The sequence below is a fragment of the Nocardia sp. NPDC004415 genome, assembly GCF_053602435.1.
Genome location: NZ_JBSGDP010000018.1, coordinates 14,481 through 38,964, shown reverse-complemented (window position 1 = coordinate 38,964; position 24,484 = coordinate 14,481). Strand labels below are relative to the sequence as shown.

The 24,484-nt window shown below is 68.1% G+C and carries 27 protein-coding genes; 14 read left to right on the top strand and 13 right to left on the bottom strand.

The features are described 5' to 3' along the window. Positions 1 to 531: an AMIN-like domain-containing (lipo)protein gene (locus ACWEMY_RS11515; protein ID WP_452389927.1), complete on the bottom strand. Its 531-nt coding sequence runs from the start codon at positions 529 to 531 to the stop codon at positions 1 to 3. Between the two features lie 137 nt (positions 532 to 668). Here ACWEMY_RS11515 and ACWEMY_RS11510 point away from each other — a divergent pair, with 137 nt between their 5' ends. From ACWEMY_RS11510 to ACWEMY_RS11495, 4 genes are all read left to right on the top strand, one after another. Continuing rightward, positions 669 to 1,637, top strand: coding sequence for a dipeptidase (locus ACWEMY_RS11510; RefSeq protein WP_452389926.1), 969 nt, complete (start codon positions 669 to 671; stop codon positions 1,635 to 1,637). Between the two features lie 84 nt (positions 1,638 to 1,721). After that, positions 1,722 to 3,125 (top strand): dihydrolipoyl dehydrogenase, encoded by a 1,404-nt coding sequence (lpdA, locus tag ACWEMY_RS11505; protein WP_452389925.1) that lies wholly within the window; start codon positions 1,722 to 1,724, stop codon positions 3,123 to 3,125. Positions 3,126 to 3,459: 334 nt separating this feature from the next. Continuing rightward, complete coding sequence (locus tag ACWEMY_RS11500) at positions 3,460 to 3,930, top strand: L,D-transpeptidase (RefSeq protein ID WP_375930754.1); 471 nt, start codon at positions 3,460 to 3,462, stop codon at positions 3,928 to 3,930. Positions 3,931 to 3,953: 23 nt separating this feature from the next. Then, on the top strand, positions 3,954 to 4,652 hold the full coding sequence (locus ACWEMY_RS11495) for a polysaccharide deacetylase family protein (RefSeq protein WP_452389924.1): 699 nt from the start codon (positions 3,954 to 3,956) through the stop codon (positions 4,650 to 4,652). A gap of 4 nt (positions 4,653 to 4,656) precedes the next feature. Here ACWEMY_RS11495 and ACWEMY_RS11490 read toward each other — a convergent pair whose 3' ends face one another. Next, positions 4,657 to 5,055: a winged helix-turn-helix transcriptional regulator gene (locus ACWEMY_RS11490; protein ID WP_452389923.1), complete on the bottom strand. Its 399-nt coding sequence runs from the start codon at positions 5,053 to 5,055 to the stop codon at positions 4,657 to 4,659. A gap of 94 nt (positions 5,056 to 5,149) precedes the next feature. Here ACWEMY_RS11490 and ACWEMY_RS11485 point away from each other — a divergent pair, with 94 nt between their 5' ends. Both ACWEMY_RS11485 and ACWEMY_RS11480 read left to right on the top strand, forming a co-directional pair. Next, complete coding sequence (locus ACWEMY_RS11485; protein WP_452389922.1) at positions 5,150 to 5,977, top strand: NmrA family NAD(P)-binding protein; 828 nt, start codon at positions 5,150 to 5,152, stop codon at positions 5,975 to 5,977. 44 nt (positions 5,978 to 6,021) lie between these two features. Beyond that, positions 6,022 to 6,414 (top strand): DoxX family protein, encoded by a 393-nt coding sequence (locus tag ACWEMY_RS11480; protein ID WP_375935511.1) that lies wholly within the window; start codon positions 6,022 to 6,024, stop codon positions 6,412 to 6,414. A 3-nt stretch (positions 6,415 to 6,417) separates the two neighbouring features. Here ACWEMY_RS11480 and ACWEMY_RS11475 read toward each other — a convergent pair whose 3' ends face one another. After that, complete coding sequence (locus tag ACWEMY_RS11475; RefSeq protein WP_452389921.1) at positions 6,418 to 6,795, bottom strand: VOC family protein; 378 nt, start codon at positions 6,793 to 6,795, stop codon at positions 6,418 to 6,420. 90 nt (positions 6,796 to 6,885) lie between these two features. Continuing rightward, entirely contained in the window at positions 6,886 to 7,431 is a 546-nt protein-coding gene (locus tag ACWEMY_RS11470) for a carboxymuconolactone decarboxylase family protein (RefSeq protein WP_375930740.1), read from the bottom strand. 200 nt (positions 7,432 to 7,631) lie between these two features. Between ACWEMY_RS11470 and ACWEMY_RS11465 the strand changes: the two genes are divergently transcribed. Beyond that, on the top strand, positions 7,632 to 8,516 hold the full coding sequence (locus ACWEMY_RS11465) for a nuclease-related domain-containing protein (protein ID WP_452389920.1): 885 nt from the start codon (positions 7,632 to 7,634) through the stop codon (positions 8,514 to 8,516). Positions 8,517 to 8,533: 17 nt separating this feature from the next. Here the strand turns inward: ACWEMY_RS11465 and urtE are convergent, their stop codons facing one another. The 5 genes from urtE to urtA all read right to left on the bottom strand — a co-directional run bounded on the left by urtE (position 8,534) and on the right by urtA (position 13,429). Then, the gene (urtE, locus tag ACWEMY_RS11460; protein ID WP_452389919.1) at positions 8,534 to 9,226 is read right to left on the bottom strand and encodes an urea ABC transporter ATP-binding subunit UrtE; all 693 of its coding nucleotides are present in this window, start codon (positions 9,224 to 9,226) and stop codon (positions 8,534 to 8,536) included. Continuing rightward, positions 9,219 to 10,028, bottom strand: a complete 810-nt coding sequence (gene urtD / locus ACWEMY_RS11455) for an urea ABC transporter ATP-binding protein UrtD (protein ID WP_452389918.1) — start codon at positions 10,026 to 10,028, stop codon at positions 9,219 to 9,221. Before urtD ends, urtE begins: the two co-directional genes overlap by 8 nt. After that, entirely contained in the window at positions 10,025 to 11,137 is a 1,113-nt protein-coding gene (gene urtC, locus ACWEMY_RS11450; protein WP_452389917.1) for an urea ABC transporter permease subunit UrtC, read from the bottom strand. The genes urtD and urtC overlap by 4 nt, the downstream gene beginning before the upstream one ends. Beyond that, positions 11,134 to 12,018, bottom strand: a complete 885-nt coding sequence (gene urtB / locus ACWEMY_RS11445) for an urea ABC transporter permease subunit UrtB (RefSeq protein ID WP_375930725.1) — start codon at positions 12,016 to 12,018, stop codon at positions 11,134 to 11,136. The genes urtC and urtB overlap by 4 nt, the downstream gene beginning before the upstream one ends. Positions 12,019 to 12,178: 160 nt before the next feature. After that, the gene (urtA, locus tag ACWEMY_RS11440; RefSeq protein ID WP_452389916.1) at positions 12,179 to 13,429 is read right to left on the bottom strand and encodes an urea ABC transporter substrate-binding protein; all 1,251 of its coding nucleotides are present in this window, start codon (positions 13,427 to 13,429) and stop codon (positions 12,179 to 12,181) included. 358 nt (positions 13,430 to 13,787) lie between these two features. Between urtA and ACWEMY_RS11435 the strand changes: the two genes are divergently transcribed. Together ACWEMY_RS11435 and ACWEMY_RS11430 are read left to right on the top strand one after the other, a co-directional pair. Beyond that, the gene (locus ACWEMY_RS11435) at positions 13,788 to 15,617 is read left to right on the top strand and encodes an acyl-CoA dehydrogenase (protein WP_452389915.1); all 1,830 of its coding nucleotides are present in this window, start codon (positions 13,788 to 13,790) and stop codon (positions 15,615 to 15,617) included. 69 nt (positions 15,618 to 15,686) lie between these two features. Beyond that, positions 15,687 to 15,968, top strand: a complete 282-nt coding sequence (locus tag ACWEMY_RS11430) for a CopG family ribbon-helix-helix protein (protein ID WP_452389914.1) — start codon at positions 15,687 to 15,689, stop codon at positions 15,966 to 15,968. Between the two features lie 108 nt (positions 15,969 to 16,076). On the opposite strand, the gene ACWEMY_RS11425 is transcribed toward ACWEMY_RS11430, so the two are convergent. Beyond that, complete coding sequence (locus tag ACWEMY_RS11425; protein ID WP_452389913.1) at positions 16,077 to 16,472, bottom strand: hypothetical protein; 396 nt, start codon at positions 16,470 to 16,472, stop codon at positions 16,077 to 16,079. Between the two features lie 42 nt (positions 16,473 to 16,514). Further along, complete coding sequence (gene ramB / locus ACWEMY_RS11420; protein WP_375930643.1) at positions 16,515 to 17,921, bottom strand: acetate metabolism transcriptional regulator RamB; 1,407 nt, start codon at positions 17,919 to 17,921, stop codon at positions 16,515 to 16,517. A 94-nt stretch (positions 17,922 to 18,015) separates the two neighbouring features. Between ramB and ACWEMY_RS11415 the strand changes: the two genes are divergently transcribed. The 5 genes from ACWEMY_RS11415 (at position 18,016) to ACWEMY_RS11395 (ending at position 22,195) form a co-directional block, all read left to right on the top strand. Then, a complete protein-coding gene (locus tag ACWEMY_RS11415) occupies positions 18,016 to 19,533 on the top strand; it encodes an ATP-dependent DNA ligase (RefSeq protein ID WP_452389912.1) in 1,518 nt (505 codons plus the stop codon). A gap of 54 nt (positions 19,534 to 19,587) precedes the next feature. Beyond that, on the top strand, positions 19,588 to 20,772 hold the full coding sequence (locus tag ACWEMY_RS11410) for an inorganic phosphate transporter (protein ID WP_375930638.1): 1,185 nt from the start codon (positions 19,588 to 19,590) through the stop codon (positions 20,770 to 20,772). A 12-nt stretch (positions 20,773 to 20,784) separates the two neighbouring features. Next, the gene (locus ACWEMY_RS11405) at positions 20,785 to 21,066 is read left to right on the top strand and encodes a hypothetical protein (protein ID WP_375930635.1); all 282 of its coding nucleotides are present in this window, start codon (positions 20,785 to 20,787) and stop codon (positions 21,064 to 21,066) included. A gap of 11 nt (positions 21,067 to 21,077) precedes the next feature. Next, positions 21,078 to 21,434: a DUF3349 domain-containing protein gene (locus ACWEMY_RS11400; protein ID WP_452389911.1), complete on the top strand. Its 357-nt coding sequence runs from the start codon at positions 21,078 to 21,080 to the stop codon at positions 21,432 to 21,434. A gap of 158 nt (positions 21,435 to 21,592) precedes the next feature. After that, positions 21,593 to 22,195, top strand: a complete 603-nt coding sequence (locus ACWEMY_RS11395; RefSeq protein ID WP_375930629.1) for a TetR/AcrR family transcriptional regulator — start codon at positions 21,593 to 21,595, stop codon at positions 22,193 to 22,195. A gap of 61 nt (positions 22,196 to 22,256) precedes the next feature. Here ACWEMY_RS11395 and ACWEMY_RS11390 read toward each other — a convergent pair whose 3' ends face one another. Further along, positions 22,257 to 23,276, bottom strand: coding sequence for an alpha/beta hydrolase (locus tag ACWEMY_RS11390; RefSeq protein WP_452389910.1), 1,020 nt, complete (start codon positions 23,274 to 23,276; stop codon positions 22,257 to 22,259). A gap of 181 nt (positions 23,277 to 23,457) precedes the next feature. Next, positions 23,458 to 24,474, bottom strand: a complete 1,017-nt coding sequence (locus ACWEMY_RS11385; RefSeq protein ID WP_452389909.1) for an XdhC family protein — start codon at positions 24,472 to 24,474, stop codon at positions 23,458 to 23,460. Positions 24,475 to 24,484 lie beyond the last annotated feature (10 nt).

The following is a 24,484-nucleotide window of genomic DNA, read 5'->3' as shown; positions in this document are numbered from 1 at the left end:
TCACCAGGCGTGCGCCACATCCACCACCAGGCGGGCCGGGTTCTCCAGCACCAGCACCCGGAACGGCAGCCGGGCACGCACGCCGAGCCCGAAACCGGTCCTGCCCTCGAACGATCCGGCCCAGGCGACCTGCCGGAAGGTCGGGTAGCCCGCCACATCCACCACTTCGCCCGGCCGCGCGGGGCGGAAGGTGGCCTTGCCCGCGTCGTCGTAGGCGGGCGCCTGGACCGTCACGTGCAGGAAGGCGCCGCCGCGCAGCGGGACCACCTGCCCGGAGCCGTCCTGGGTGACCGTGCCGACATAGCCGACGTGGTAGCCGCCGACCGGACCGCTCAGGTCGACGACCAGCCGGTCGAAGCAGTCGTGCCTGCCCGCGCGGACATCGGTGACGGTGGCACGGGCATAGGTGGGCGCCGACTTGTCGAGCGAACCCCAGGTGAGTCCGCAGGAGACGGGCGCGGCCGCGGCGGGCACGGTCCACAGGCCCGCGCCGAGCGCGAGCGAGGCGAGCAGGATCAGCAAGCGACGCATGTCGCACCGCCTTCGAGCAGGAGATGGAGTCATTTACTGGATCGAGCGGACACGACATCGCGTTAGCGTCGATCCGGTACCGGGTCCGTTGCGAAACGTAGGATCGCGGGTCACGGACGAGGAAACGGAGGTGCGGGGTGTTCCTCTGGGAGCAGCACTGCTGTCTGCCGCTGCGGCACACGGCCAGGATCACGGAACTGGCCAGGTACCCGCTCGGGTCCTATCTGTCGGTGAATGTGGGCTACTCACCGCAGCGCAAGGCCGATTCGCTGGCGCTGCTGCACCAGTTCCGGGCCGAGGCCGCCGACGACCCCCGGTTCCGGCTGGTCGAGACGGCCGATCGGATCAGCGATCCCGACGTCCTCACGCTGGCCTTCGACCTCGAGGATTCCGCACCGCTCGACGGCGACCTCGACAATGTCGAACTGTTCTACTCCCTGGGCGTGCGCTCCCTGGCACCCACCTACAACCACGCCAACCCGGCGGGCTGCGGGTGTCTCGACACCGACGACACCGGCCTCACCGGCTACGGAAAAGACCTGGTGCGCAAGCTCAACGAGGTCGGCATGTTCGCCGACGGCTCGCACTGCTCGCGCCGCACCGGCCTCGACCTGTCCACCCACACCGCCGTCCCCATGATCTACAGCCATTCCAATTTCGCCGCGCTGTGGGAACATCCGCGCAATATCACCGACGACCAGGCGCGCGCCTGCGCCGCGACCGGCGGTGTCATCGGCATCAACGGCGTCGGAATCTTCTTGGGGCACAATGCCCCCGAGGATCGCGCCGCCCGGGTCGCCGCCATGGCCGACCACATCCGCTACGGCGTCGACCTGGTCGGCATCGACCACATCGGCATCGGCTCGGACTACTCGTTCGACGGCAGGCAGTTCAACGACGAGATCCGCGATACGCCCGAGGCGTTCTCGGAGGTGTACACGAAGTGGGGTCCCTTGCAGTGGACCCCACCCGAGGACCTGCTCGGCGAATCCGACGTCCCCGGGCTCGACGCCCAGCTCGCCGACCGAGGCTTCACACCCGACGAGCGCGCCGCCCTCTTCGGCGGCAACTTCGCCCGCGCCGCCGCCCAGGTCTGGCGGGCCTGACGGTTGTCACGGAAGCCGGACGGCATCTCACCGAAGTGGGGGACGGGTGGGTGAACTCTCCGAAACAGAGTTAGGCTCGGTGACGTGACTTCCCACTACGATGTCGTCGTTCTCGGCGCTGGTCCCGGCGGATATGTCGCCGCGATCCGTGCCGCTCAACTCGGCCTGCGAACAGCGATTGTCGAGCAGAAATACTGGGGTGGCGTGTGCCTGAACGTGGGCTGCATCCCGTCCAAGGCACTGCTGCGCAACGCCGAACTGGCCCACATTTTCCACAAGGAAGCCAAGACCTTCGGCATCTCCGGTGAGGTCGTCTTCGACTTCGGCGCCGCCTTCGACCGCAGCCGCAAGGTGGCCGACGGGCGCGTCAAGGGCGTGCACTTCCTGATGAAGAAGAACAAGATCGACGAGTTCGACGGTCTGGGCACCTTCACCGGCCCGAACTCGCTCGATGTGGCCCTGACCAAGGGCGGCGTGGAGACGGTCACCTTCGACAACGTCATCATCGCCACCGGCACCACCACCAAGCTGCTGCCGGACACCCAGCTCTCCGAGAACGTGGTGACCTACGAGGAGCAGATCCTCACCCGCGACCTGCCCGGGTCGATCCTCATCGTGGGCGCGGGCGCGATCGGCATGGAGTTCGCCTACGTTCTCAAGAACTACGGCGTCGACGTGCGGATCGTCGAGTTCCTCGACCGGGCGCTGCCCAACGAGGACGAGGACGTCTCCAAGGAGATCACCAAGCAGTACAAGAAGCTCGGCATCACCATCACCACCGGTGCGGCCGTGCAGACCATCGACGACGACGGCTCCAAGGTCACCGTCCAGATCAAGGACAACGCCTCCGGTTCGGTCGAGACCGTCACCGTCGACAAGGTGCTGCAGGCCGTCGGCTTCGCGCCGCGCGTCGAGGGCTACGGCCTGGAGACCACCGGTGTCGCGCTCACCAACCGTGGCGCCATCGAGATCGACGAGTACATGCGCACCAACGTGCCGCACATCTACGCGATCGGTGACGTCACCGCCAAGCTGCAGCTGGCCCACGTGGCCGAGGCGCAGGGCGTGGTGGCCGCGGAGACCATCGGCGGCGCCGAGACGCTGACCCTGGGCGACTACCGGATGATGCCGCGCGCCACCTTCTGTCAGCCGCAGGTCGCCAGCTTCGGTCTCACCGAGGAGCAGGCCCGCGACGAGGGCTACGACGTGAAGGTCGCGACCTTCCCGTTCACCGCCAACGGCAAGGCCCACGGCCTGGCCGACCCCACCGGTTTCGTCAAGCTCATCGCCGACAAGACCCACGGCGAGCTCATCGGCGGCCACCTGATCGGCCCGGATGTCTCCGAACTGCTGCCCGAGCTGACCCTGGCCCAGAAGTGGGACCTCACCGTCAACGAGCTCGCGCGCAACGTCCACACCCACCCGACCCTGAGCGAAGCGCTCCAGGAAGCGATCCACGGCCTCGCCGGCCACATGATCAACTTCTGAGTTCTTGGAGCGCTGGCGCGCTCGAGTTCGCGCCCTTTGGGCGGTCCCGTCGATCAGGCACCGTGGCTTGCTCCTTCGTCGCCTACGCCACGGCACCTGATCGACGGGACGGGCGCGAACCGCCGCTGCGCGGCGATCCCTCCTCGAGGTCGGGATGTGCGGGGCCGGTAGTGCGGAATTATTTTGTCTCTATTCGGGAAAATTGCGGGCGTTGATTTGGTGAATCGCGTTCCATAGCCCATGATTCTGGACAGCTCTTTCGTTCGCTTGATAGTCGCTAGACCTGATCTCGTGAGTCCAGAGAGGCAATGAACCGATGCGCATTCTCGGTGTGATGGCACGTGTGGCGGCGCTGGTCGCGGTGGCCGGATTCGGCACCATGGCGCCCGCGATGGCCGAACCCCTTTTCCCCGGTGGGCCCGACATTCCGGGCGTTCCCTCGGTCGTTCCGACGGCGTCGCCGTGCCCGGTGGTGGAGGCCAGGGCGTGCATGCGGCTGTCGACGAACGAGGCCTGGCTGGTGGACAACGGCCGCGTGATCTTCGGCCCCACGCCGATCTCGCACGGAATGGCCGGATTCGAGACCCCGCCCGCGGTGACCCGGATTTCGTTCAAGCGCGAATTCCACTGGAGCACCATGCACAATGCCCCGATGCGCTGGGCCACCTTCTTCAACGGTGACATGGCCTTCCACGTGGGCCCGGTCGACTCGAAATCGCACGGTTGCGTCCGAATGACCGAGGACGGCGCCCACCGCTTCTTCGACTACCTGAACCCGGGCGACATCACCCAGGTGATCCCCTAGCCCGATCTGCGGTATACAGCAGTGTGCGTAAGTGGTTGATCGGTGCGGTCGTCGGTGTCGTCGTGGTGGTGGCGGTGTGCGCCGGGCTGTATGTGCTGATGAATTCGCGGACGTATCAGGTCGCGGGGCGGCTGGTGGATCGGGTCGAGACGAACGAGAAACTGGTCGCCCTCACCTTCGACGACGGGCCAACCGCGCGCACCCCCGAAATCCTGCGCACCCTCGCCGATCTGCAGGTCCCGGCCACCTTCTACCTGGTCGGTGGTGACCTGGCCGCCCATCCCGAATACGGTGCGGCCATCGCGGCGGCCGGCCACGAGATCGGCAACCACTCCTATTCGCATCGCCGGATGATCTTCGTCTCCGAGGACACCGTGCGCGCCGAGATCGAGAACACCGACGCCGAGATCCGCCGCACCGGATTCCAGGGCCCGATCACCTTCCGCCCGCCCTACGGCAAGAAACTGTGGACGTTGCCGCACTATCTGGCCGACCACGACCGCACCTCGGTGACCTGGGATGTCGAGCCCGACTCGGCCGGTGCCGCGAGCCGTGAGGCCGTCGTCGCCGACACCCTGGCGAACACCCGGCCCGGCTCGATCATCCTGCTGCACGTCATGCACGGCACCACCGGCGTCGACGCCCTCGCCGACATCGTGACCGGCCTGCGCGCCCAGGGCTACCGCTTCACCACCGTCTCCGGCCTGCTCGCCGCGGGATGAGCGCCTACTCGGCGGCGTGGCGCGGCTGATAGGCCGCCTGTGCCGCCGTGATGGCGTCGATATTGGACTCCAGCACCACGATCAGGGCCTCCAGCCGCTCGGCGACCTCGGCGCCGAGCTCGGTGAGGGTGTATTCCACGCGCGGCGGAATGGCCTCGAGGACTTCGCGATGCACCATGCCGTCGCGTTCGAGTGCCTGCAGGGTCTGCGAGAGCATGCGTTCGCTCACACCCTCGACCCGGCGGCGCAGCGCGCTGAACCGGTAGGGACCTTCGCGCAGGGCGACCAGGGCGAGCACACCCCACCGCCCGGTGACGTTGTGCAGGACCGGTCGCGACGCGCAATCGCGGGCGAAGACATCGGCCTCCAGCCCGGGATCGGACTCCTCGACGCGCTCGCTCATGCCCACATCGTACTCACTTGACCGAAGTACCCACTGAAGGCATAGTGCTAACTATTAGTTAGTGCATGAGAAAAGTAGAGCAGTGGAGGTAGCAATGACCGTCGCAGTGACCGGAGCCGGTGGACAGCTCGGCAGGCTCGTCGTGGAGGCGCTGATCGAGGCGGGGGAGCGGCCGGTGGCGATCGTGCGCGACCCGTCCAAGGTCGCCGACCTGGCCGCCCGCGGTGCCGAGATCCGGCAGGCGTCCTACGACGACCCGGCCGCCCTCGATGCGGCGCTGGCCGGTGTCGACCGGGTGCTGCTGATCTCGGGCAACGAATTCGGCGCGCGCATTGCCCAGCACACCAATGTCCTTCGCGCCGCCGAGCACGCGGGTGTCGAACTGCTGGCCTACACCAGCATCCCCCGGGCCGAGGAGAACCCGATGATCCTGGCGGCCGAGCACCGCGGCACCGAGGAGGTGCTGGCCACCGCGTCAGTGCCCACCGTGCTGCTGCGCAACAGCTGGTACTGGGAGAACCTCGCGGGCGCCGCCGCGGCGGCAGCGGCCACGGGCGTGCTGCGCGGCGCGCTGGGCGAGGGTCGCATCTCCGGTGCCGCCCGCGCCGACTACGCCGAAGCCGCCGCCCGCGTCCTGACCGGCGACGGGCACGCGGGCCGCGTCTACGAACTGGGCGGTGACCAGGCGCTGTCCGGCCCCGAGATCGCCGCCGCGATCGGCGCGGGCGTCCGCTACGAGAATCTCGCCGAGGACGATTACGCCGCCGTCCTGCGCGACGCGGGCCTCGACGCGAACCACGCCGCGGTACTGGCCGACGCCGACACGGGCACCGCCGAGGGCTTCCTCGAGGTCACCACCGGCGACCTGGCCGCCCTGCTGGGCCGCCCGGCCACCCCGGCCGCCGCCGTCCTCGGGGCCTGAGGCCCGCTCGCGGGCCGGGGATGGACGCGGTGCCAACGGCTAGGCTGGGCCGGGTGAGCAATGAATCGCCCCGGAGTCGTGTCCATTCCTGGCTGAGCGGCCTGCTGTTCTTCGTCGGCGCCCTGCACTTCATCGCACCGAAACTGTTCGACGGCATCGTCCCGCCGAAGCTGCCCGGTGAGGCCCGCACCTACACCTACGCCTCCGGTGTCGCCGAGGTCGGCGTGGCGACGGCCCTGGCGGTGCCGCGCACCCGCCGCCTCGGTGGCTGGCTGGCCGCGGGCCTGTTCGTCGGCGTCTTCCCGGCCAATATCCAGATGGCGGTCGACGTCGTCGGCAACCCGAAGGCCTCGCCGGTGTTCAAGGCCGGTGTGCTGGCCCGGCTGCCGCTGCAGATCCCGCTGGTCGTCGCGGCGCTGCGCGTCGCGCGGCGCTGAGCGCTACACCCACTGGACGAGCTGGATGACGACCCCGTTGGGGTCGGTCATCTGGAAGTAGCGCTCGCCCCACTCCTCGGTCTCGATGGGCGTCTCGATCGGCACGCCCTCCCCGCGCAGCCGCTCGTACTCGGCGTCGATATCGGCGACGGTGAACACCACCAGCAGGCCCTCGCCCGCGCCGCCCGCGATCCGCGCGGGCTTGAAGCTGGCCAGGCCGGTGCGCAGGAAGATGACATTCATCCCGGCATCGGCCCTGGCCAGCGAGACGAAACCGTCGGCGGCCATCTGCTCGGTGAAGCCGAGATGCTCGCTCAGGAACCGTGCCGAGGCCAGCGGATCGGCGACATTGAGCGAGATGGCGGAAGCGGTGATCTGCATGGGCTCTCCTCGGTGGCGATGAACTACGTACGTTGTACGCCTTAAACTCTGGGAGCTTCTCCGGTCGGCCGCTCTATGACCTGTGTCACATCAAAAGGTGTCGCGCGCGATCCGCAGCGTCGTGATGGTGGCGGCCAGTCCCTCGTACTGATTGATCAGCAGCACGATCTCGATCAGCAGCCGCTCGTCGAACTGCGCGGCCAGCCCGGCCCACCCGGCGTCGTCGATATCGCGGCTGGTCACCAGCTGATCCACCGCGACGAGCAGTGCCCGCTGCCGGTCGGTCCAGCCCGGTGCCTCCGGACCCGCGGCGACCCGCTCGATCTCCTCGGCGGTGAGTCCCGCCTTGCGGCCGAGACGGCGATGGTGGTCGGTCTCGTAGTCGCAGGCGCGCAGATGGGCCACCCGCAGGATGACCAGCTCGGCCTCGGCGCGGCGCAACCGGCCGCCGGGCATGAGCTTGCCGGAGAAATGCAGCCAGCCGCGGAACAGGCCGCCCGTGCGGCCGAGGGTGCTGAACAGATGCGCGTCGTCGGTGCCCGAGGCCCGCGAAAGAACCTGCCAGACAACCCAGTTGATCGGGCCCAGTTCGCCGAACCGGCCCGGGGAAATGCGTGGTAGGGACGCTGAAGCCATCTCGTGTCCACCTGTCTGCTCGTCGTCGCCCGGCACTGCCGCAGCGTACTCGCCGGTAGTGCGTCGCGGAGGCGAGTGCGGACGCGGACCTGGTTTTCTTTGGGTTCCAGTGGTTTTCGGAACAGTTGCGCGTCATGATCGGTGTACCGCAGCGCGCAGCGGCGGTGTCAGGTCGCGGCACTGGTAGGGGAAACATCGGGATGCTGGTTCGGATCAGGCCGGAGGCGGAGCTCTCCGGCGCCGAGCGGGAGTTCGTCGAATGCCTGCGCGCCTTTCCGAGCACGGGGCTCGCCCTGGTCGACTGCCGGGTGGGTGATCGCAGGCTGGGCGCGGTGGTCGTGACCCCGCGCGGGATCACCGTGATCGAGGTCAAGGGCTTCCGGCGACGGCAGAGCGGACTGCTCGCGGTCGGCGGTGACGGCGCGTGGACGATCAGTGACAGCCCGCTGGACCTGGACGCCGAGCCGTCCAGCGGGCTCACCGACCGGCTCGAACACGGCGTGCACGCGGTGCGGGTGGCGCTGGAACAGGCGCTGCAGGACAGCAGGCACGTGTGCGGGGCGGTGGTGCTGGTGCCGTATCGGGGCGTGGTGGTGCGCCCGGCGCGCACCGCGCTGCGGCCCGGCCTCGACGTGCTGGTCGCCAATACCGTCGACGCCCACGAACTGCGCATCTACCTGGAGGGCTTCTCCGCGGGCCCGCGCGAATGGACCATCGACCGGGTGCGCAACACCTGTTCGGCGCTGGGTCTGGCGGCCCTCGCGCCGAGCGCGGCCGAGCTGGCCGAGGCGGGCTTCGAGGAGAATCGCCCGCAGGAGCACCCGATCCCGGCGCCCAGCCGGTTCGCCGCGCCGGTGATGGCGCCGCCGCCGGTCGAGCACGGCGCGCGCGGGAAACTGGCCGGGCTGGCCGTGTTCGCGGCCGCGGTGCTCGGGGTGCTGGTGGTGCTGGTGATGGTGGTGCTCGCGGTGCTGCGCGATCCGCCGCATCCGCGGCCGGTGTCGGAGACCTCGCAGAGCACCACCACCCGGGCACCGACCGCTCAGCGTCCGGCGGAGTGCTTCCCGTTCCAGAACGGCTGCTGAGCGGGCGGTGGCCTGACTCAGATGGCCATTGCCTCGCGCACCGCGGACTCCGCGCCCGCCCCGCCGGTCCCGGTGGAGCCGACGTGCCCGGAGTGCAGCACGTAGTAGTGCTGGGCGGCCTGCAACGCGAAGCCGATGTGCTGTTCGACCAGCAGCACACTGAGCCCGCCGCGCTGGGTCAGCTCGATGATCGTGCGCTCGATCTCGGCCACCACCGAGGGCTGGATGCCCTCGGTGGGCTCGTCGAGGATGAGCAGTTTGGGCTCGGTGATCAGCGCCCGCGCGATGGCCAGCTGTTGACGCTGCCCGCCCGAGAGCAGCCCGGCCTTGCGCCCGAGCAGCTCACGCAGCGCCGGGAACAGCGTCAGCGATTCCTCGATCAGCGCCTTGCCGCGCTTGCGGCCGTCGGCCACCACCTGCAGGTTCTCGGCGGTGGTGAGCTGGCCGAAGCTCTGCTGACCCTGTGGCACATAGGCGATGCCGCGCTTGACCCGTTGCGAGGGTGAGAGTTTGGTGATCTTCTCGCCGTCGAAGGTGATGGTGCCCGACTTGGTGGGCAGCAGGCCGACGGCGGTGCGCAGCAGGGTGGTCTTGCCCGCGCCGTTGTGGCCCATGATGGCGACCACGCTGTCGTCGGGGACCGCCAGGCTGACACCGTGCACGACCTCGGTGCGCCCGTAGCCGGAATGGACGTCGACGAGTTCAAGCATCGGAGGACTCCTTGTCTGCGGCGAGAGTGGCGGTACCGAGGTAGACCTCCTGCACCTTCGGGTCGGCCTGCACCTGTTCGACACTGCCCTCGCTGAGGACCTTGCCGCCCGCCAGCACGGTGACCGAGGTGGCGAAGGACCGCATGAAGTCCATGTCGTGCTCGACGACGATCACCACGCGGTCACCGCCGATGCGGCGCAACAGGTTTCCGGTCTCCTCGCGTTCCTCGGCGCTCATGCCCGCGACGGGTTCGTCCAGCAGCAGCACCGAGGCGTTCTGCACCAGCAACATGCCGATCTCGAGCCACTGCTTCTGCCCGTGCGCGAGCACACCGGCGGGCTTGTCGCGCAGCGCGGTGAGACCCGTTGTCTCCAGGGCCTCTTCGATGCTGGGCAGCACCGATTTGCGGGTGCGCAGCAGCGACAGCGCCGAACGGCCCGCGCCCGCCGCGATGTCGAGGTTCTGCAACACGCTGAGCTGCTCGAAGACACTCGCGGTCTGGAAGGTGCGGCCCACCCCGAGGCGGGCGATCTGATGCACCTTCTTGCCGAGCAGCTCGGTGCCGGTCTTCTGCGCCGAGCCGGTGGCCGGGACCAGGCCGGTGATGGCGTCGATGAGGGTGGTCTTGCCCGCGCCGTTGGGGCCGATAAGGAACCGCAGATCACCCTGGAGCACCGTCAGGTCGACATCGGTGACGGCCTTGAAACCGTCGAAACTCACCGACAGGCCACGGATTTCGAGGTACTCGCTGTCCATGCCGGCATTGCCACCGGCCTTGGGTTCGTGCGTGGGTGCGGTCATCGCGCGGCCACCTTCTCCTCGGTATCGACGACGGGTTCGGCGGGCGCGGTGGGCGGTGGCGCGGTGCTCTCACGCCGGGCGCGGACCCGGTCGCGCAGCAGCGGCCACAGTCCGGCGAGCCCGGCCGGGATGAAGCCGACCACCACGATGAACAGGATGCCCTGCATGTAGGTCCAGCCCGAGGGGAACGACTCCGACAGCGAGGTCTGCGCCCAGGCCACGCCGATCGCGCCGAGAACCGGGCCGAGCAGCGTGGTGCGGCCACCGATCGCGACGCCGATCAGGAAGGCGATCGACGGGATGACACCGATATCGGCCGGGGAGATGATCCCGACGATCGGGGTGAACAGCGCACCGGCGATACCGGCCAGGAACGCCGCCACCACATAGGCCACGATCTTGATATTGGCCGGGTCGTAGCCCAGGAAGCGCACCCGCTCCTCCGCGTCGCGCACCGCCACCAGCAGTTCGCCGTAGCGGCTGCGGTTGAGCTGACGGATCAGCGCCACCACCACCAGCAGCGTGCCCGCCGCGATGAAGAACAGCATCTGCCGGTTCACCGGGTCGGAGAGCTTGAAGCCGAAGAACGCGCGGAAGTCCGACAGGCCGGTGAAGCCACCGATGGCCTGCTGACCGGTGAGCAGGATGGCCAGCGCCGCGGCCAGCGCCTGGCTCAGGATGGCGAAGTAGGCACCGCGCACCCGGCGCTTGAACACGCCGTAGCCGAGCACCGCGGCCACCAGGCCGGGCAGCACCAGGATGGCGATGATCGCCACGGGTCCCGAGGCGAAGGGCTGCCAGAAGCCCGGCAGCTCGCTGATCCCGGAGATCTCCATGAACTCCGGCACGTCGTTGCCCAGGCGTGCGGCGTCGGCCAGCTGCATGTGCATGGCCATGATGTAGGCGCCGATGCCGAAGAACACGCCCTGGCCCAGGGTGAGCATTCCGCCTCGGCCCCAGGCCAGTCCGATACCGGCGGCCACGATGGCGAAGCACAGGAACTTGGCCAGCAGGTTGAGCCGGAAGTCGCTGAGCACCGCCGGGGCGACGGCGAACAACAGGATCGCGGCGACGCCGAACCCGGCGAGCGGGGTGAGCTTGTCTCTCATGCCAGGCTCCTGGTTCGCACGGTGAACAGGCCCTGCGGGCGCACCTGCAGGAAGATGACGATCAGCACGAACACAATCACCTTGGCGATCGAGGCCGTGGTCGAGTATTCGATGAAGGAATTGAGCAGGCCCAGCGCGAAGGCCGCGATCACCGTGCCCTTGATCTGGCCGAGACCGCCGATCACGACCACCAGGAACGCGTCGATCAGGTAGCTCTGCCCGATGGTGGGACTCGTCGAGCCGATCAGCGTCAGCGCCACACCGGCCACACCGGCCAGGCCGGAACCGATGAAGAACGTGCTGATATCGGTGAAACGTGAGGAGATGCCGGAGGTTTCGGCCAGCCCGCGGTTCTGCACGACCGCGCGGATGCGGCGGCCCATCGGAGTGGTCTTGAGGACGGCGGCCAGCGCGGTCACCGCCACGATCGCCAGCACCAGGATGAAGATGCGGGTCTTGGGCACCACCGCGCCCGCGATGGTGATTCCGCCACTGAGCCATTCGGGCACCAGCACGTTCTTGGCCGGTGCGCCGAAGATGTCCCGCGCGGCCTGTTGCAGCACCAGGCCGACACCGAAGGTGACCAGCAGGGTGTCCAGCGGCCGGTCGTACATGTACCGGATCAGGCCCATCTCCAGGGCGGCGCCGAGCAGGCCACCGACCAGGAAGCCCAGCAGCAGGGACACGATCAGCGAGACCCCCGCCGACGAGAAGACCTGTTGCACAACGTAGGTCGTATAGCAGCCCGCCATGATGAATTCGCCGTGCGCCATATTGATGACGCCCATCTGACCGAAGGTCAGCGCCAGGCCCAGCGCGGCGAGTAGAAGAATCGAACCGAGGCTCAACCCGGTGAAGAGTTGGCCGATGAGTACATCCATGTGAGTTCCCTGCGATCGGTGACCACGAGCGGCAGACCTCGAGGAGGCCCGTTCGCGGCCGGCTCGCCGCCGACCGGCCGGGACGATGCGCCTCGGCGCGGGTGTCGGTCGGTCGGCGGTGAGCCTGTGGGGCCGCGAACACGTCGCGGCCACGCGACAGCTACTTCAAGCCCTTGGCCCAGTCGTAGGACTTCAGGTACGGGTCCGGGGTGATCGCCTTGCCGGAGTCCCATACCGTGTAGATCAGGCCGTCCGGGCGGATCTCGCCGATGCGGGCGGTCTTGGTGATGTGGTGGTTGGAGCCGTCGATGGTGACGGTGCCCTCGGGGGCGTCGAAGCTCACGCCGTCCGCGGCGGCCTGCACGTCGGCCACAGCGAAGGACTTGGCCTTCTCCACGGTGTTCTTCCACAGGTAGACCGAGGTGTAGGCGGCTTCCATCGGGTCCGAGGTGGGCTTGTCGGCGCCGAAGGCGGCCTTGTAGTCGGCGACGAACTTCTTGTTCGCCGGGGAGTCGACGGTCTGGTAGTAGTTCCAGGCGGTCAGCTGGCCCGCGATGTTCTGCGCGCCGATACCGGCGACCTCCTCCTCGGCGATCGACACCGAGACCACCGGCATGTCGGCCGCCTTGAGGCCGGCGTTGGTGTACTCGCGGAAGAACGCCACGTTCGAGTCACCGTTGAGGGTGTTGAACACCGCGCCCGCCTTGGCATTGCGGACCTTGTTGACGATGGTGGAGAAATCGGTGGAGCCCAGCGGGGTGTAGTCCTCGCCCTTGATCTCGATGCCGTTGGCCGCGGCGTAGGCCTTGATCTCGCGGTTGGCGGTCTGCGGGAAGACGTAGTCCGAGCCGACCAGGTAGAGCGAGGTGACGCCCTTCTGCTTCAGGTAGTCCAGCGCGGGCACGATCTGCTGGTTGGTGGTGGCGCCGGTGTAGAAGATGTTCTTGCTGTCTTCCAGGCCCTCGTACTGGACGGGGTAGTAGAGCAGCGAGTTCAGGCTCTCGAACTTGGGCTTCATGGCCTTGCGGCTCGACGAGGTCCAGCCACCGAAGACCGCGGCGACGCAGTCGGAGCTGATCAGCTTCTCGGCCTTCTCGGCGAAGGTCTTCGGGTCGGAGGCGCCGTCTTCCAGCACGATCTCGATCTTCTTGCCGAGCACGCCGCCCGCCGCGTTGATCTGGTCGATCGCCAGCTTGGTCGAATTGGCCACGGTCACTTCGGAAATGGCCATGGTGCCCGACAGTGAGTGCAGCGAACCGACCTTGATGGTGTCCTTGCTGGTGTCGACGCACGAGGCCGCGGCCGAATCGGTGGACGCGTCGTCACGCGCACCGCAACCGGTGAGCAACAGGCCTGCTATGGCCACCGCGGCAGGCACGGTGAGCGCCTTGACCACACGGGATTGAGACATGGGCGGTTCTCCTCATCAGGTGTAACGGCGACGCCGGACGCGCCACAACGAACACCGCCGCTCTGCCCGGCCGGAGTTGTACACCGGGCTGTATACAGCAGCTGTCGTCGTGATTCGGAACAGTAGAGGGGTCTTGTTGCACCGGAATGTCTGTTGATCACGAGCCGGTTTCCGCTGTTTCCGCCGTGTGAAATGTTCCTCTCCGCCCGATCTGGGCACGGTGTGCGCCTACGGTTGCGTAGGCGGTCCGCGGTGGGGCACGCTGGCGGTTCGTACGACCGCGGGCAATTCGTACGACGTCGAACAGCCGGTAACCGCGCGGCGACGGGCCGCGCGAGGTCTTTCGAGGAGGACCCCAGTGGGGCACTACAAGGCAAACGTGCGCGACATCGAGTTCAATCTCTTCGAGGTGCTGAGCCTCGACAAGCTCCTCGACACCGGCGCCTACGGCGACCTGGACTCCGACACGGTGCGCCAGATCCTCGACGAGGTGCGCAGGCTGGCCGAGGGGCCGATCGCGGAGTCCTTCGCCGCCGCCGACCGCGAACCGGTGGTCTTCCGGCCCGAAACCTTCGACATCTCCGTGCCGGAGCCGCTACGCAAGACCGTGGCTGCGGTGCACGACGCGGGCTGGTACCGGCTCGGGATGCCCGAGGGGATGGACGGCACCCCGGCCCCGAATGTGGTCATGTGGGCGCTCAACGAACTGGTCATCTGCGCCAACCCGGCCGCCAGCTTCTTCAACATGGGCCCGCTCATGGGTTCGGTGCTCTACGGGATCGGCACCGAGGAGCAGCAGCGCTGGGCGCGCGGGGGCTTCGAGCGCGGCTGGCAGGGCACCATGGTGCTCACCGAACCAGATGCCGGGTCCGATGTGGGCGCCGGCCGCACCAAGGCGGTGCCGCAGCCGGACGGCTCATGGCACATCGAGGGTGTGAAGCGGTTCATCTCCGGCGGTGACGTGGGTGAGGTGGCCGAGAACGTCTTCCACCTGGTGCTGGCCCGGCCCGAAGGCGCGGGTCCCGGCACCAAGGGCCTCTCGCTGTTCTACGTGCCGAAATTCCTGTTCGACCCGGAGACGTTCGAGCTCGGCGACCGCAACGGCGTCTATGTGACCGGGCTCGAGCACAAGATGGGGATCAAGTCCTCGCCGACTTGCGAGCTCACCTTCGGCGGCACCGAGGTGCCCGCCAAGGGCTGGCTGGTGGGTGATGTGCACAACGGCATCGCGCAGATGTTCAAGGTCATCGAGAACGCGCGCATGACGGTGGGCGTGAAGTCCTCGGGCACGCTGTCCACGGGGTATCTCAACGCGCTCGAATACGCCAAGACCCGCGTGCAGGGCGCCGATCTCACGCAGATGGCCGACAAGGCGGCGCCGCGCGTCACCATCACCCACCATCCCGATGTGCGCCGCTCGCTGATGACGCAGAAGGCGTACGCGGAGGGGCTGCGCGCGGTGTACCTCTACACCGCCGCGCATCAGAACGCCGATGTGGCGGAACTGGTCTCGGGTGCCGACGCCGAGCTCGCGCACCGGATCGACGATCTGCTGCTGCCGATCGTCAAGGGTGTGGGTTCCGAGCGCGCCTACCAGCTGCTCACCGAATCCCTGCAGACCTTCGGCGGTTCGGGCTACCTGCAGGACTATCCGATCGAGCAGTACATCCGCGACGCGAAGATCGACTCGCTCTACGAGGGCACCACGGCGATCCAGGCCCAGGATTTCTTCTTCCGCAAGATCATTCGCGACCGGGGCGCGGCCCTCGGTCACATCAACGCGCAGATCACCGCGTTCCTGGACAACGACACCGGCCGCTTCGGCGCCGAACGCGACCTGCTGCGCACCGCCCAGGCCGATATCGGCGCCATGGCCACCACCCTCACCGGCTACGCGATGGCGGGTCAGAACGAACCGGCCGAACTGTACAAGGTGGGTCTCGGCTCGGTCCGCTTCCTGATGGCGGTCGGTGACCTGCTCATCGCCTGGCGGCTGCTCGTGCAGGCCGAGGTCGCCGCCGCGGCCCTGGCAGGCGAGGCCACCGCCAAGGAACGCCCGTTCTACCAGGGCAAGGTGGCGGTAGCGAGCTTCTTCGCCAAGAACGTCCTCCCCGAACTCACCGCCACCAGGTCCATCCTCGCCACCCTCGACACCGACATCATGGCGATGCCGGAGGACTCCTTCTGAGAGCTCACGGAATAGTGACACCACCCGGCAGCGGCCGCCGCGTGGCACATCCAGTGGAACGGAGAGTGGATGATGGCGAAGCGAAGTGCTGAAGAGTACGAAGCGATGGCGGCCGAATTCGAGAACGGTGACTATGCGGTTGTCGGTCCGATCGAGGTGGGGCCTGAGTTGCTGATGGGCCGACCGGCCGGGGGTTCGCGCGGCGGGAAGAGCCCGGTGCGTACTGTGCGGCTCCCAGCGGAACTGGACGCGCGTCTGACTGCCTATGCCGACGAGGCCGAGACGACGCCGAGCGATGTTCTGCGCCGGGCGGTGGTCGAATACTTGGCGCGTCATCCGCTCGGCGCCTGAGCATTCTCGCTGCGGTCAGGCGAGAGGCCTCACTTGATCGCGGAACCGGAGGTATCCTTCTGAACCTCGGTGGGGCCGGCTCGCTATTCGCGGAGCCGGCCCGCCTGGTCAGTAGCAGTAGGTGTGGCGGTAGCCCTCGATGCAGGTGGGGACGTATTCGCGCTGGTCGGGGACGTCGGAATTGGGGATGGACGCGCCCAGTGCGCCGCCGGCCACCGCGCCGCCGACGACGCCGATGATCATTCCGAGCGGCAGGGTGATCGGCAGCAGCAGGCCCATGGTGGCCACGCCCAGCGCGAGGCCGACGATCAGCCCGACGATGCCGCCGAGCGCGGCGCCGATGCTCGCTCCCGCCTCGGTGCTGCGGTCCTTCGGCGAGGTGGTGCGCCAGTGGCCGATGGGCTGCGCGGTGAGCTGGGTTCCGTCGGCGCTGATCTGCGGCTGCAGGGCCATCTCGCCTCCGTCGAACTCGACGGTCAGCGGCAGGTCGCCGGTAAGTCCCATGGTCCTTCCAGCGCATCACACCACCGGCGGGCAGAGGGCTGACTACTTGATCAGGTAGGGGGACACGGAGCTGCGGTGTTCGCTGATGTCGAGGGTTTTGCCCAGTGGGGGGAAGGCTCGTTGGGGGCAGTTGGAGCGGACGCAGACCCGGCAGCCCGCGCCGATGGGGGTGGCGGTGGCCTCGCCGAGGTCGATGCCGTCCGCGTAGACGACGCGGCCCGCGTGGCGGAGTTCGCAGCCGAGGCCGATGGCGAAGGTCTTGGAGGGCTGGCCGTAGCGGGTGGCGCGGCGCTCGACGGTGCGGGCTACCCAGAGATATTTGCGGCCGTCGGGCATCTGGGCGATCTGGGTCATGATCTTGCCGGGGTAGGCGAAGGTCTCGTAGACGTTCCACAGCGGGCAGGTGCCGCCACTGGAGGAGAAATGGAAACCGGTGGCGGACTGGCGTTTCGACATGTTTCCGGCGCGGTCCACGCGGACGAACGAGAACGGGACGCCACGTAGCGACGGGCGTTGCAAGGTGGACAGCCGGTGGCAGATCGTCTCGTAACTCTGGGAGAAGAAGGCGGAGAGGCGTTCGATGTCGTAGCGGAAATCCTCGGCGACTTCGTGGAAGTGGTTGTAGGGCAGGACAGTCGCGGCCGCGAAATAGTTCGCCAATCCCAGCATGGCGAGTTTGCGGGAGGCGTCGGAACCGAAATTGCCCTCCTCCACCAATTTGTCCAGCAGCGAACCACATTCGAGATAGGCGAGTTCGGCGGCGAGCTTGAAGGTGCGCTGGCCGCCGGACAGATGCGGGGAGATCTCGAGCTGTTTGGTGTCGGGGTCGTAGCGGTGCAGCACGCCCTCGCCGAGGTCGATGCGCTCGATGATCCGCACGCCGTGCGCGCGCAGCAGCCGCACGATCTCGGTGCTCACCTCGCCACCGTGGAAGCGGATGCGGGTAGTGAGATCCTCGGCGGCGGTATCCAATTCGTGGATGTAGTTCTGCCGCTGATAGAAGTAGTCGCGCACTTCCTCGTGCGGTTTGGAGATGGCGGCGCTGCCCGAACCGTCGGAGAAACGGTCCTCCGTGGCGGCGGCCAGCTGCGCGCTGGTGTTGCGGTAGCGGTTGTGCATGGCGACCAGGGCGCGGGCCATCGACGGATGCGCCGAGACCATGTCGGCGATCTCCTTGGTGTCGGCCTCGATACCGAGCTCGGCGTCCATCACGACTTCCTGGAGTTCGGCGATGAGCCGGGTGTCGTCGTGGGTGGAGAAGAAGGCGGGATCGACCCCGAAGACCTCGTTGATCCGGGTGAGCACCGGCACCGTCAGCGGGCGCACATCGTGCTCGATCTGATTGAGATAGCTCGCCGAGATCTCCAGTTTCTGGGCGAGGGAGACCTGGCTCAGACCGCGTTCGGTACGGAGCTGGCGCAGCCGCGCACCGACATAGGTCTTGGCCATATGTCCAGTTTAGGGGCGCTTTCGCAGGCTTGCCAACCGATTCTTAACAGCGTGGCCTGAGCGATGTGTCACACCCCCGGGTTACCGTCGACGGGTGCTGTTCAGCGAGGTGGTCGCCGCGTCGGCGGCCGTACGGGAAACCCGGTCGCGCAAGGCGAAGATCGCCGCGCTGGCCGCGCTGTTCGGTGCCGCGAGCACCGAGGAGCTCGGCACCGTGGTGGCGTGGCTGTCCGGCGAGCTCGTGCAGGGCCGGATCGGCGCGGGCTGGCGCACGGTGACCGGCCTGGACACCCCACCCGCCGCCGAGGCGGGGCTCACCGTCGCCGCCGTCGACGAGATCTTCGATCAGCTCACCGGGCTCAGCGGTACCGGGTCCACCCTGCGCAGGCGCGAGCTGCTCACCGAGCTGTTCACCGCCGCCACCGCCGAGGAACAGTCCTTCCTGCTGCGGCTGCTCACCGGGGAACTGCGCCAGGGTGCGCTCACCGCCATCGTGGTCGAGGCGCTGGCCGTGGCGACCGGCATCCCGGTCGAGGTGGTGCGCCGGGCGCACATGCTGTCGGGGCGGCTGCCCGAGACGGCCGTCGCCGCCGTCACCGGGGGCGCCGAGGCGCTGGCCGCGTTCCGGCTCGAGGTGGGCAGGCCGATCTCGCCGATGCTGGCCTCACCCGGCGGCTCGCTCGACGAGGCGCTGGCCGAGCTGGGACCGCAGGTCAGCGTGGAACACAAACTCGACGGGGCGCGCATCCAGGTGCACCGCGACGGCGATCGGGTGTGGGTGTTCACCCGCACCCTGCGCGACATCACCGCGAGCGTGCCCGAGCTGGCGGGGCTGGTCGCGGGGCTGGACTGCACCAGCGTGGTGCTCGACGGCGAGACCCTCGCGCTCACCGACGCGGGCCGCCCGCGCCCGTTCCAGGAGACGATGAGCCGCTTCGCCACCGTCAGCGACCCGGGCGAGCTGCTGCTGCACCCCTATTTCTTCGACTGCCTGCACCTGGACGGCCGCGACCTGCTCGACGAACCGCTGCGGGTGCGCCGCGCGGCACTGGAAGGGGTCGCGGGACCGCACGTCATCCCGGCGCTCACCGCGCCCGGTGCCGAGGCGGCCGCCGAGTACTACGACAACGCGTTGGCCGTCGGCAACGAGGGCATGATGGTCAAATCCCTCGACGCCCCCTACGCCGCGGGCCGCCGCGGCAAGGCGTGGCAGAAGATCAAACCGGCGCACACCCTCGACCTGCTGGTGATCGGCGCGGAATGGGGATACGGCAGGCGCACCGGATTCCTGTCGAATCTGCACCTGGCCGCGCTGGACCCGGAGACCGGCGAACCGGTGATGGTCGGCAAGACCTTCAAAGGGCTCACCGACGAATTGCTGCGCTGGCAGACCACCGAGTTCCCGACCCACGAAACCCACCGCGACGCCCAGGCGGTCTATCTGCGTCCGTCGCTGGTGGTGGAGATCGCGCTCGACGGCGTACAGACCAGCACGCGCTATCCCGGCGGGGTCGCGCTGCGTTTCGCCAGGGTGTTGCGGTACCGGCCCGACAAGGAACCGCACCAGGCCGACACGATCGCGACCGTGCGGGCCTTACGCCCCAGCTCATGAGACTTTCCCGCAACGGTTTGGCAATCCGGCGGCAGCATACGACACACTGTTCGGGTGAGCGCCGAACTATTGGTCCTGTTGATCGTCATCGTCACAGCTCTCGCATTCGACTTCACCAATGGATTCCATGACACGGCCAACGCCATGGCGACCTCCATCGCCACCGGCGCGCTCAAGCCCCGCGTCGCGGTCGCGCTGTCGGGCCTGCTGAATCTGATCGGCGCGTTCCTGTCGGTCTCGGTGGCGGCGACTGTGGCCAAGGGCATCGTCCAATTGAACGAAGTGAGCGGGCAGGACCTGCTGGTCATCGTGTTCGCCGGGCTGGTCGGCGGCATCCTGTGGAATCTGCTGACCTGGCTGCTGGGCCTACCGTCGAGTTCCTCGCACGCGCTGTTCGGCGGCCTGATCGGTTCGACCATCGCCGCGCTCGGCTGGAACGGCGTCATCTGGGCCTCGGGCTCCGAAGGCGTGCTGATCAAGATCGTGCTGCCCGCCGTGCTCGCACCGGTGATCGCGGCCCTGGTCGGCGCGATCGGCACCTTCCTGGTCTACCGGATCACCCGCGGGGTCGACCAGGACAAGGCGGCCGAGGGGTTCCGCTGGGGCCAGGTCGGCTCGGCGTCGCTGGTCTCGCTGGCGCACGGCACCAACGACGCGCAGAAGACGATGGGTGTCATCTTCCTGGCGCTGGTCGCCTACGGCTCGCTCGACAAGGACGACCACCTGCCGCTGTGGGTGATGGCCTCCTGCGCCATCGCCATCGCGCTGGGCACCTACCTGGGCGGCTGGCGGATCATCCGGACCCTGGGCAAGGGCCTGGTGGAGATCGACTCGCCGCAGGGCCTGGCCGCCGAGTCGACCTCGGCGGCGATCATCCTCACCTCCGCGCATTTCGGTCTGCCGCTGTCGACCACCCAGACCGCCACCGGCGCGATCCTGGGCACCGGCATCGGCAAGGGCGCCGAGGTGCGCTGGCGGGTGATGGGCCGGATGGCGGTGGCCTGGCTGCTGACGCTGCCGATGGCGGGCATCGTCGGCGCGATCTGCTGGGCACTGGCGACGGTCATCGGCGGGCTGCCGGGCGTGCTGGTGGTGTTCGGTGTGCTGATCGCCGGTTCGCTGGGGATCTATCTGCGGTCGCGCCGCGACCCGGTCGGCACCCACAATGTGAACGAGTGGCCGGAGGGTTCGCCCACTCCGTCGCCGCAGTCGCCGATCGAACAGAACCACGCCGGGTAGAAGGAAACGATTGTGCAGACTGTGATCACCAATCTGGGTTCCCTCTGGGAAGTAGTGCTGGCCGCGGTGGTGTTCGGGGCCGGTGTCCCGACGGTCTTCGCCTTCGCCGTGCGCTGGTGGGCCCAGGCCGAGACCGTCGATGCCGAGGGCCGGGTGCGGCGCAACTATCCCGCGCTGGCCGGGGCCCTGCTCTGCCTGGTCGTCATCGTGGTGGTGGTGATCGCCGGGATCCTGTTCACGGCGAAGGCCTTCATCGCCCACCAGTTCGGCATCCACCTGTTCGGTGAAGCGTGAGTGAGGGAGATATGACCGAGACGCCAGAGACCCCCGCTGTTCGCGGCAATCTGCTCTCCCGGGTACTGGGCTGGCTGCGCGCCGGATATCCGCAGGGCATTCCGCAGTCCGACTATGTCGCGCTGTTCGCGGTGCTGCACCGGCATCTCACCGATTACGAGGTGGTGGTGATCGGCGAGAAACTGGTCGAGGCCAATCCGAATCGGGAATCGATCAGCGAAGCCGAGATCGAGGCGGCCATCACCGATTTCGCCAAGCAGCAGCCCGCGCCCGACGATGTCTCGCGCGTGGCCTCACACCTGGCCGCGGGCGGCTGGCCACTGGCCGAACCACTCGACGACAGCGAACCCGCCGCCGACCCGGAGTGACAATTCCACGCGGCCACGGGAATTCACGGGCGACCGCTCTTCGCGAATCGCCCGGCCACCCGACGGGCGCGCGCTAGCATTCATGCGTGGTTCGGCGTGTGAATGAAACCGATAGTGGTCGTAGTTACGGTGGATTGTCGCGCCGGCAACGAGTCGCGTTGCGCCGCAGCAGATTGACCGACGCGGCACTGGAACTGTTCGGCACCCAGGGATATTCGGCCACCTCGATCGAGCGCCTGTGCGCGACCGCGAATGTGTCGACGCGCAGTTTCTACGAAGACATCGGCAGCCGCGAAGCCCTGCTGATCGCGCTGGTCGACCGGCTCAACACCGCCGCGCTGCGCCGCCTCGACGAGGCGCTCGAGCGCACCAGCGAGGAACCGCTGGTGGTACGCGTGGTGGAGAGTTTCCGCGCGTTCCTGGCCGTGACCTGCCGCGATCGTCGCGCCGCCCGCGTCTTCTACGTCGAAGTCGTCGGCGTGAGTCCCGCGGTGGAGGAATGGCGCCGCGGCCAGCGTCGCGCCATTTCCGGCCTGCTCACCCGCGAAGCCGAACGCGCCGCCGAACGCGGCGAGGCCGAATCCCGCAGCCTGCACCTGTTCGGGCTCGCCGTGATCGGCGCGGTGAATTCCCTCGCTCAGGAGATGGTGCACGCCAGCGTCCCCGGCGACGCCATTTCCGTCGACGAGATCTGCGACGAGATCGCCTACTTCATCCGCTCCGGATTGACCGTCCGCACGGCGGCCCTGCCCGCGAGCTGAACGGCCACGAAAAAGGGAGGCATCCGAATCGGATGCCTCCCTTTTCGCTGTCAGGCGGGAATCAGATACCCATGCCCTGGGCCAGCAGCGGCCAGGACTCGTGCAGAGCCTGCTCCCAGTAGGGCCAGTAGTGGGTGCCCATGGGGGTGAACTGGTAGGTCGCGGGGATATCGAGCGAGTCCAGCTTGTTCTTCAGGTTGTGGGTGCAGGCGTTGGTGGCCGCCTCGATACCCACACCGAGGCCCAGGTTGATCACGCCCATCGGGCCCGGAGCGCCCTGGAGGTAGTACTCCACGTCGGCGTTGGTGGGCATGCCGCTGCCGCTGGAGACGTAGAGCAGCGTGCCGCGCAGCTTCTCGGCGTTGATGACCGGGTCGTTCTCCACCCAGGCCGGGTCGTCATCGGCGCCGTACATGTTGGCGACCTTGCCGCCCGCCCAGGTCTCGACCGAGAACTTCACGGCCTGCTTGCCCATCGGGTCGGCGATCTGCGCGCAGCCGGAGTAGGCGGCCACGGACTTGAACAGCCCGGGCTTGGCCTCGGCCAGCTGCAGCACCGAGGTGCCGGAGGTGGACAGGCCGGCCAGCGCGTTGAGACCGGTCGAGTTCAGGGTGGAGTCCAGCAGCGGGGGAAGCTCCTCGGTGAAGAAGGTCTTCCACTTGTTCAGGCCCAGGCGCGGGTCTTCCTGCTTCCAGTCGGTGTAGTAGCTGCCGCGACCACCGATCGGGAGCACCACGTTGACGTGCTTGTCGGCCAGGAAGCCGAGCGCGTCGGTCTGGGCCTGCCAGCTGGCCGAGCCCTCACCGGCGTCCAGGCCGCTGAACATGTAGAAGTTCGGCGCCGGGGTCGACTCGTCGACCGGACGCTGCACGTCGACAGTGATGTCCTTCTTCATCGCCGCCGAGTACACCTTCAGATGCCAGGTGCGGCCCTCCTTGACCACCGAGGTCACGGCGGAGGGCTTCTCGGGCGCGGCGGAGGCGGCGCCACCACCGGCGATCACGGCCACCGACAGCGCGGCGGTCAGGGCCACGGCGGTGGTGCGCAGGGCGGCCACGTTTCGTAGTGCGGAGAGCTTCATCGAACAGTCGGTTCCAGTCCACGGGCCACGCGGGCGCCGTCGTCGCAGTGGTTCCCCCCTGGGCACGGCGATGCGCTCGCCGCCACGGGGCTGTCAGTCCTTCTCGACACTCTATGTCCTATGGCGGGACCGAATCGTTACCGGTTCACATTCGACGGTGATCCCGGCCACCGTCGACGGCTCAGATCGCGAGGCCGACGGCGGAGGAGCCGTAGTCACGCTGGGCGGCCAGACGCAGCCCGGCGCGCGAGGCGAGGAAGTCGGCGGTGACGAAGACCGCCGTCTCGGCGGGTGTGCGGGCACCCGATTCCAGGCCGGCGGGCACGTGCAGCCGGGCCAGGGTCGACTCGTCGAAGCCGCCCGCGCGCAGGTCGTCGAGGCGGCGGGCCTGGTCCGCGGGGGAGCCCAGCGCGGCCAGGTAGCCCAGCTCGGGCAGCCGCAGGGCCACCGTGAGCAGCGGGATCTCGAAGCGCGGCTCGTTGGCCAGCACCACGATGCCGGTGTTCGCGTCGATCTCCCCGGCGGCGGCGAGGGTGTTGAGGTAGCGGTGCGGCCAGTCCACGACCACCTCGGCGCCGGGGAACGACGCGGGGTCGGCGAACTCGGGTCGCGAATCGCAGATGCTGACCCGGTAGCCGATCATCCGCGCCTGCGCGGCGAGGGTGGCCGCGTAGGCGTTGGCGCCGAAGATCAGCAGCCGCGGCGGCGGGCAGTAGGAGGCGACGAACAGATCCGACTCGGGCAGCGCGACCAGTTCGGTGGCGTGCTTGCGGTCGGTGACCAGATGCTGACCGATGACATCGGGGTCCTGATTCCACACCACGGTGAACACGGTGACCCGGCGATGGGCCTGGATGTCGGCGGCGATGGTGGGGAACTCCGGGAAATCGCGGCAGGAGAACGGCTCGATGAAGATGTCGACCAGGGTGCCGTCGTCGGAGGTCGACTCCATCCCGGTGATCATGCTGTAGCGGCGTAGTTGCCGGATGCCGGTGCGGGCCGCTTCCAGCGCCGCCTCGTACACCGTCTCCTCGAGCCGCCCGGTCGCGATGGATCCGAAGACGCCGCCGTTGGGGGTGACGAGCATCGCCGAACCGATCGGCAGCGCGTTGGTGCCGATGGTTCGGACCACTGTGGCCATGCCACCGGTACGGCCCGAATGCCACACTCGCAGAAGGTCATCGACGATATCGCGCATATCTCAAACT

Excerpts from the sequence above, each read along its gene's own strand:
- ACWEMY_RS11515 (WP_452389927.1), bottom strand. The coding sequence starts at position 531 with ATGCGTCGCTTGCTGATCCTGCTCGCCTCGCTCGCGCTCGGCGCGGGC.
- ACWEMY_RS11500 (WP_375930754.1), top strand. The coding sequence starts at position 3,460 with ATGGCACGTGTGGCGGCGCTGGTCGCGGTGGCCGGATTCGGCACCATG.
- ACWEMY_RS11490 (WP_452389923.1), bottom strand. The coding sequence starts at position 5,055 with ATGAGCGAGCGCGTCGAGGAGTCCGATCCCGGGCTGGAGGCCGATGTC.
- ACWEMY_RS11485 (WP_452389922.1), top strand. The coding sequence starts at position 5,150 with ATGACCGTCGCAGTGACCGGAGCCGGTGGACAGCTCGGCAGGCTCGTC.
- ACWEMY_RS11475 (WP_452389921.1), bottom strand. The coding sequence starts at position 6,795 with ATGCAGATCACCGCTTCCGCCATCTCGCTCAATGTCGCCGATCCGCTG.
- ACWEMY_RS11470 (WP_375930740.1), bottom strand. The coding sequence starts at position 7,431 with ATGGCTTCAGCGTCCCTACCACGCATTTCCCCGGGCCGGTTCGGCGAA.
- ACWEMY_RS11465 (WP_452389920.1), top strand. The coding sequence starts at position 7,632 with ATGCTGGTTCGGATCAGGCCGGAGGCGGAGCTCTCCGGCGCCGAGCGG.
- urtE (WP_452389919.1), bottom strand. The coding sequence starts at position 9,226 with ATGCTTGAACTCGTCGACGTCCATTCCGGCTACGGGCGCACCGAGGTC.
- urtD (WP_452389918.1), bottom strand. The coding sequence starts at position 10,028 with ATGACCGCACCCACGCACGAACCCAAGGCCGGTGGCAATGCCGGCATG.
- urtC (WP_452389917.1), bottom strand. The coding sequence starts at position 11,137 with ATGAGAGACAAGCTCACCCCGCTCGCCGGGTTCGGCGTCGCCGCGATC.
- urtB (WP_375930725.1), bottom strand. The coding sequence starts at position 12,018 with ATGGATGTACTCATCGGCCAACTCTTCACCGGGTTGAGCCTCGGTTCG.
- urtA (WP_452389916.1), bottom strand. The coding sequence starts at position 13,429 with ATGTCTCAATCCCGTGTGGTCAAGGCGCTCACCGTGCCTGCCGCGGTG.
- ACWEMY_RS11430 (WP_452389914.1), top strand. The coding sequence starts at position 15,687 with ATGATGGCGAAGCGAAGTGCTGAAGAGTACGAAGCGATGGCGGCCGAA.
- ACWEMY_RS11425 (WP_452389913.1), bottom strand. The coding sequence starts at position 16,472 with ATGGGACTTACCGGCGACCTGCCGCTGACCGTCGAGTTCGACGGAGGC.
- ramB (WP_375930643.1), bottom strand. The coding sequence starts at position 17,921 with ATGGCCAAGACCTATGTCGGTGCGCGGCTGCGCCAGCTCCGTACCGAA.
- ACWEMY_RS11400 (WP_452389911.1), top strand. The coding sequence starts at position 21,078 with ATGACCGAGACGCCAGAGACCCCCGCTGTTCGCGGCAATCTGCTCTCC.
- ACWEMY_RS11390 (WP_452389910.1), bottom strand. The coding sequence starts at position 23,276 with ATGAAGCTCTCCGCACTACGAAACGTGGCCGCCCTGCGCACCACCGCC.
- ACWEMY_RS11385 (WP_452389909.1), bottom strand. The coding sequence starts at position 24,474 with ATGCGCGATATCGTCGATGACCTTCTGCGAGTGTGGCATTCGGGCCGT.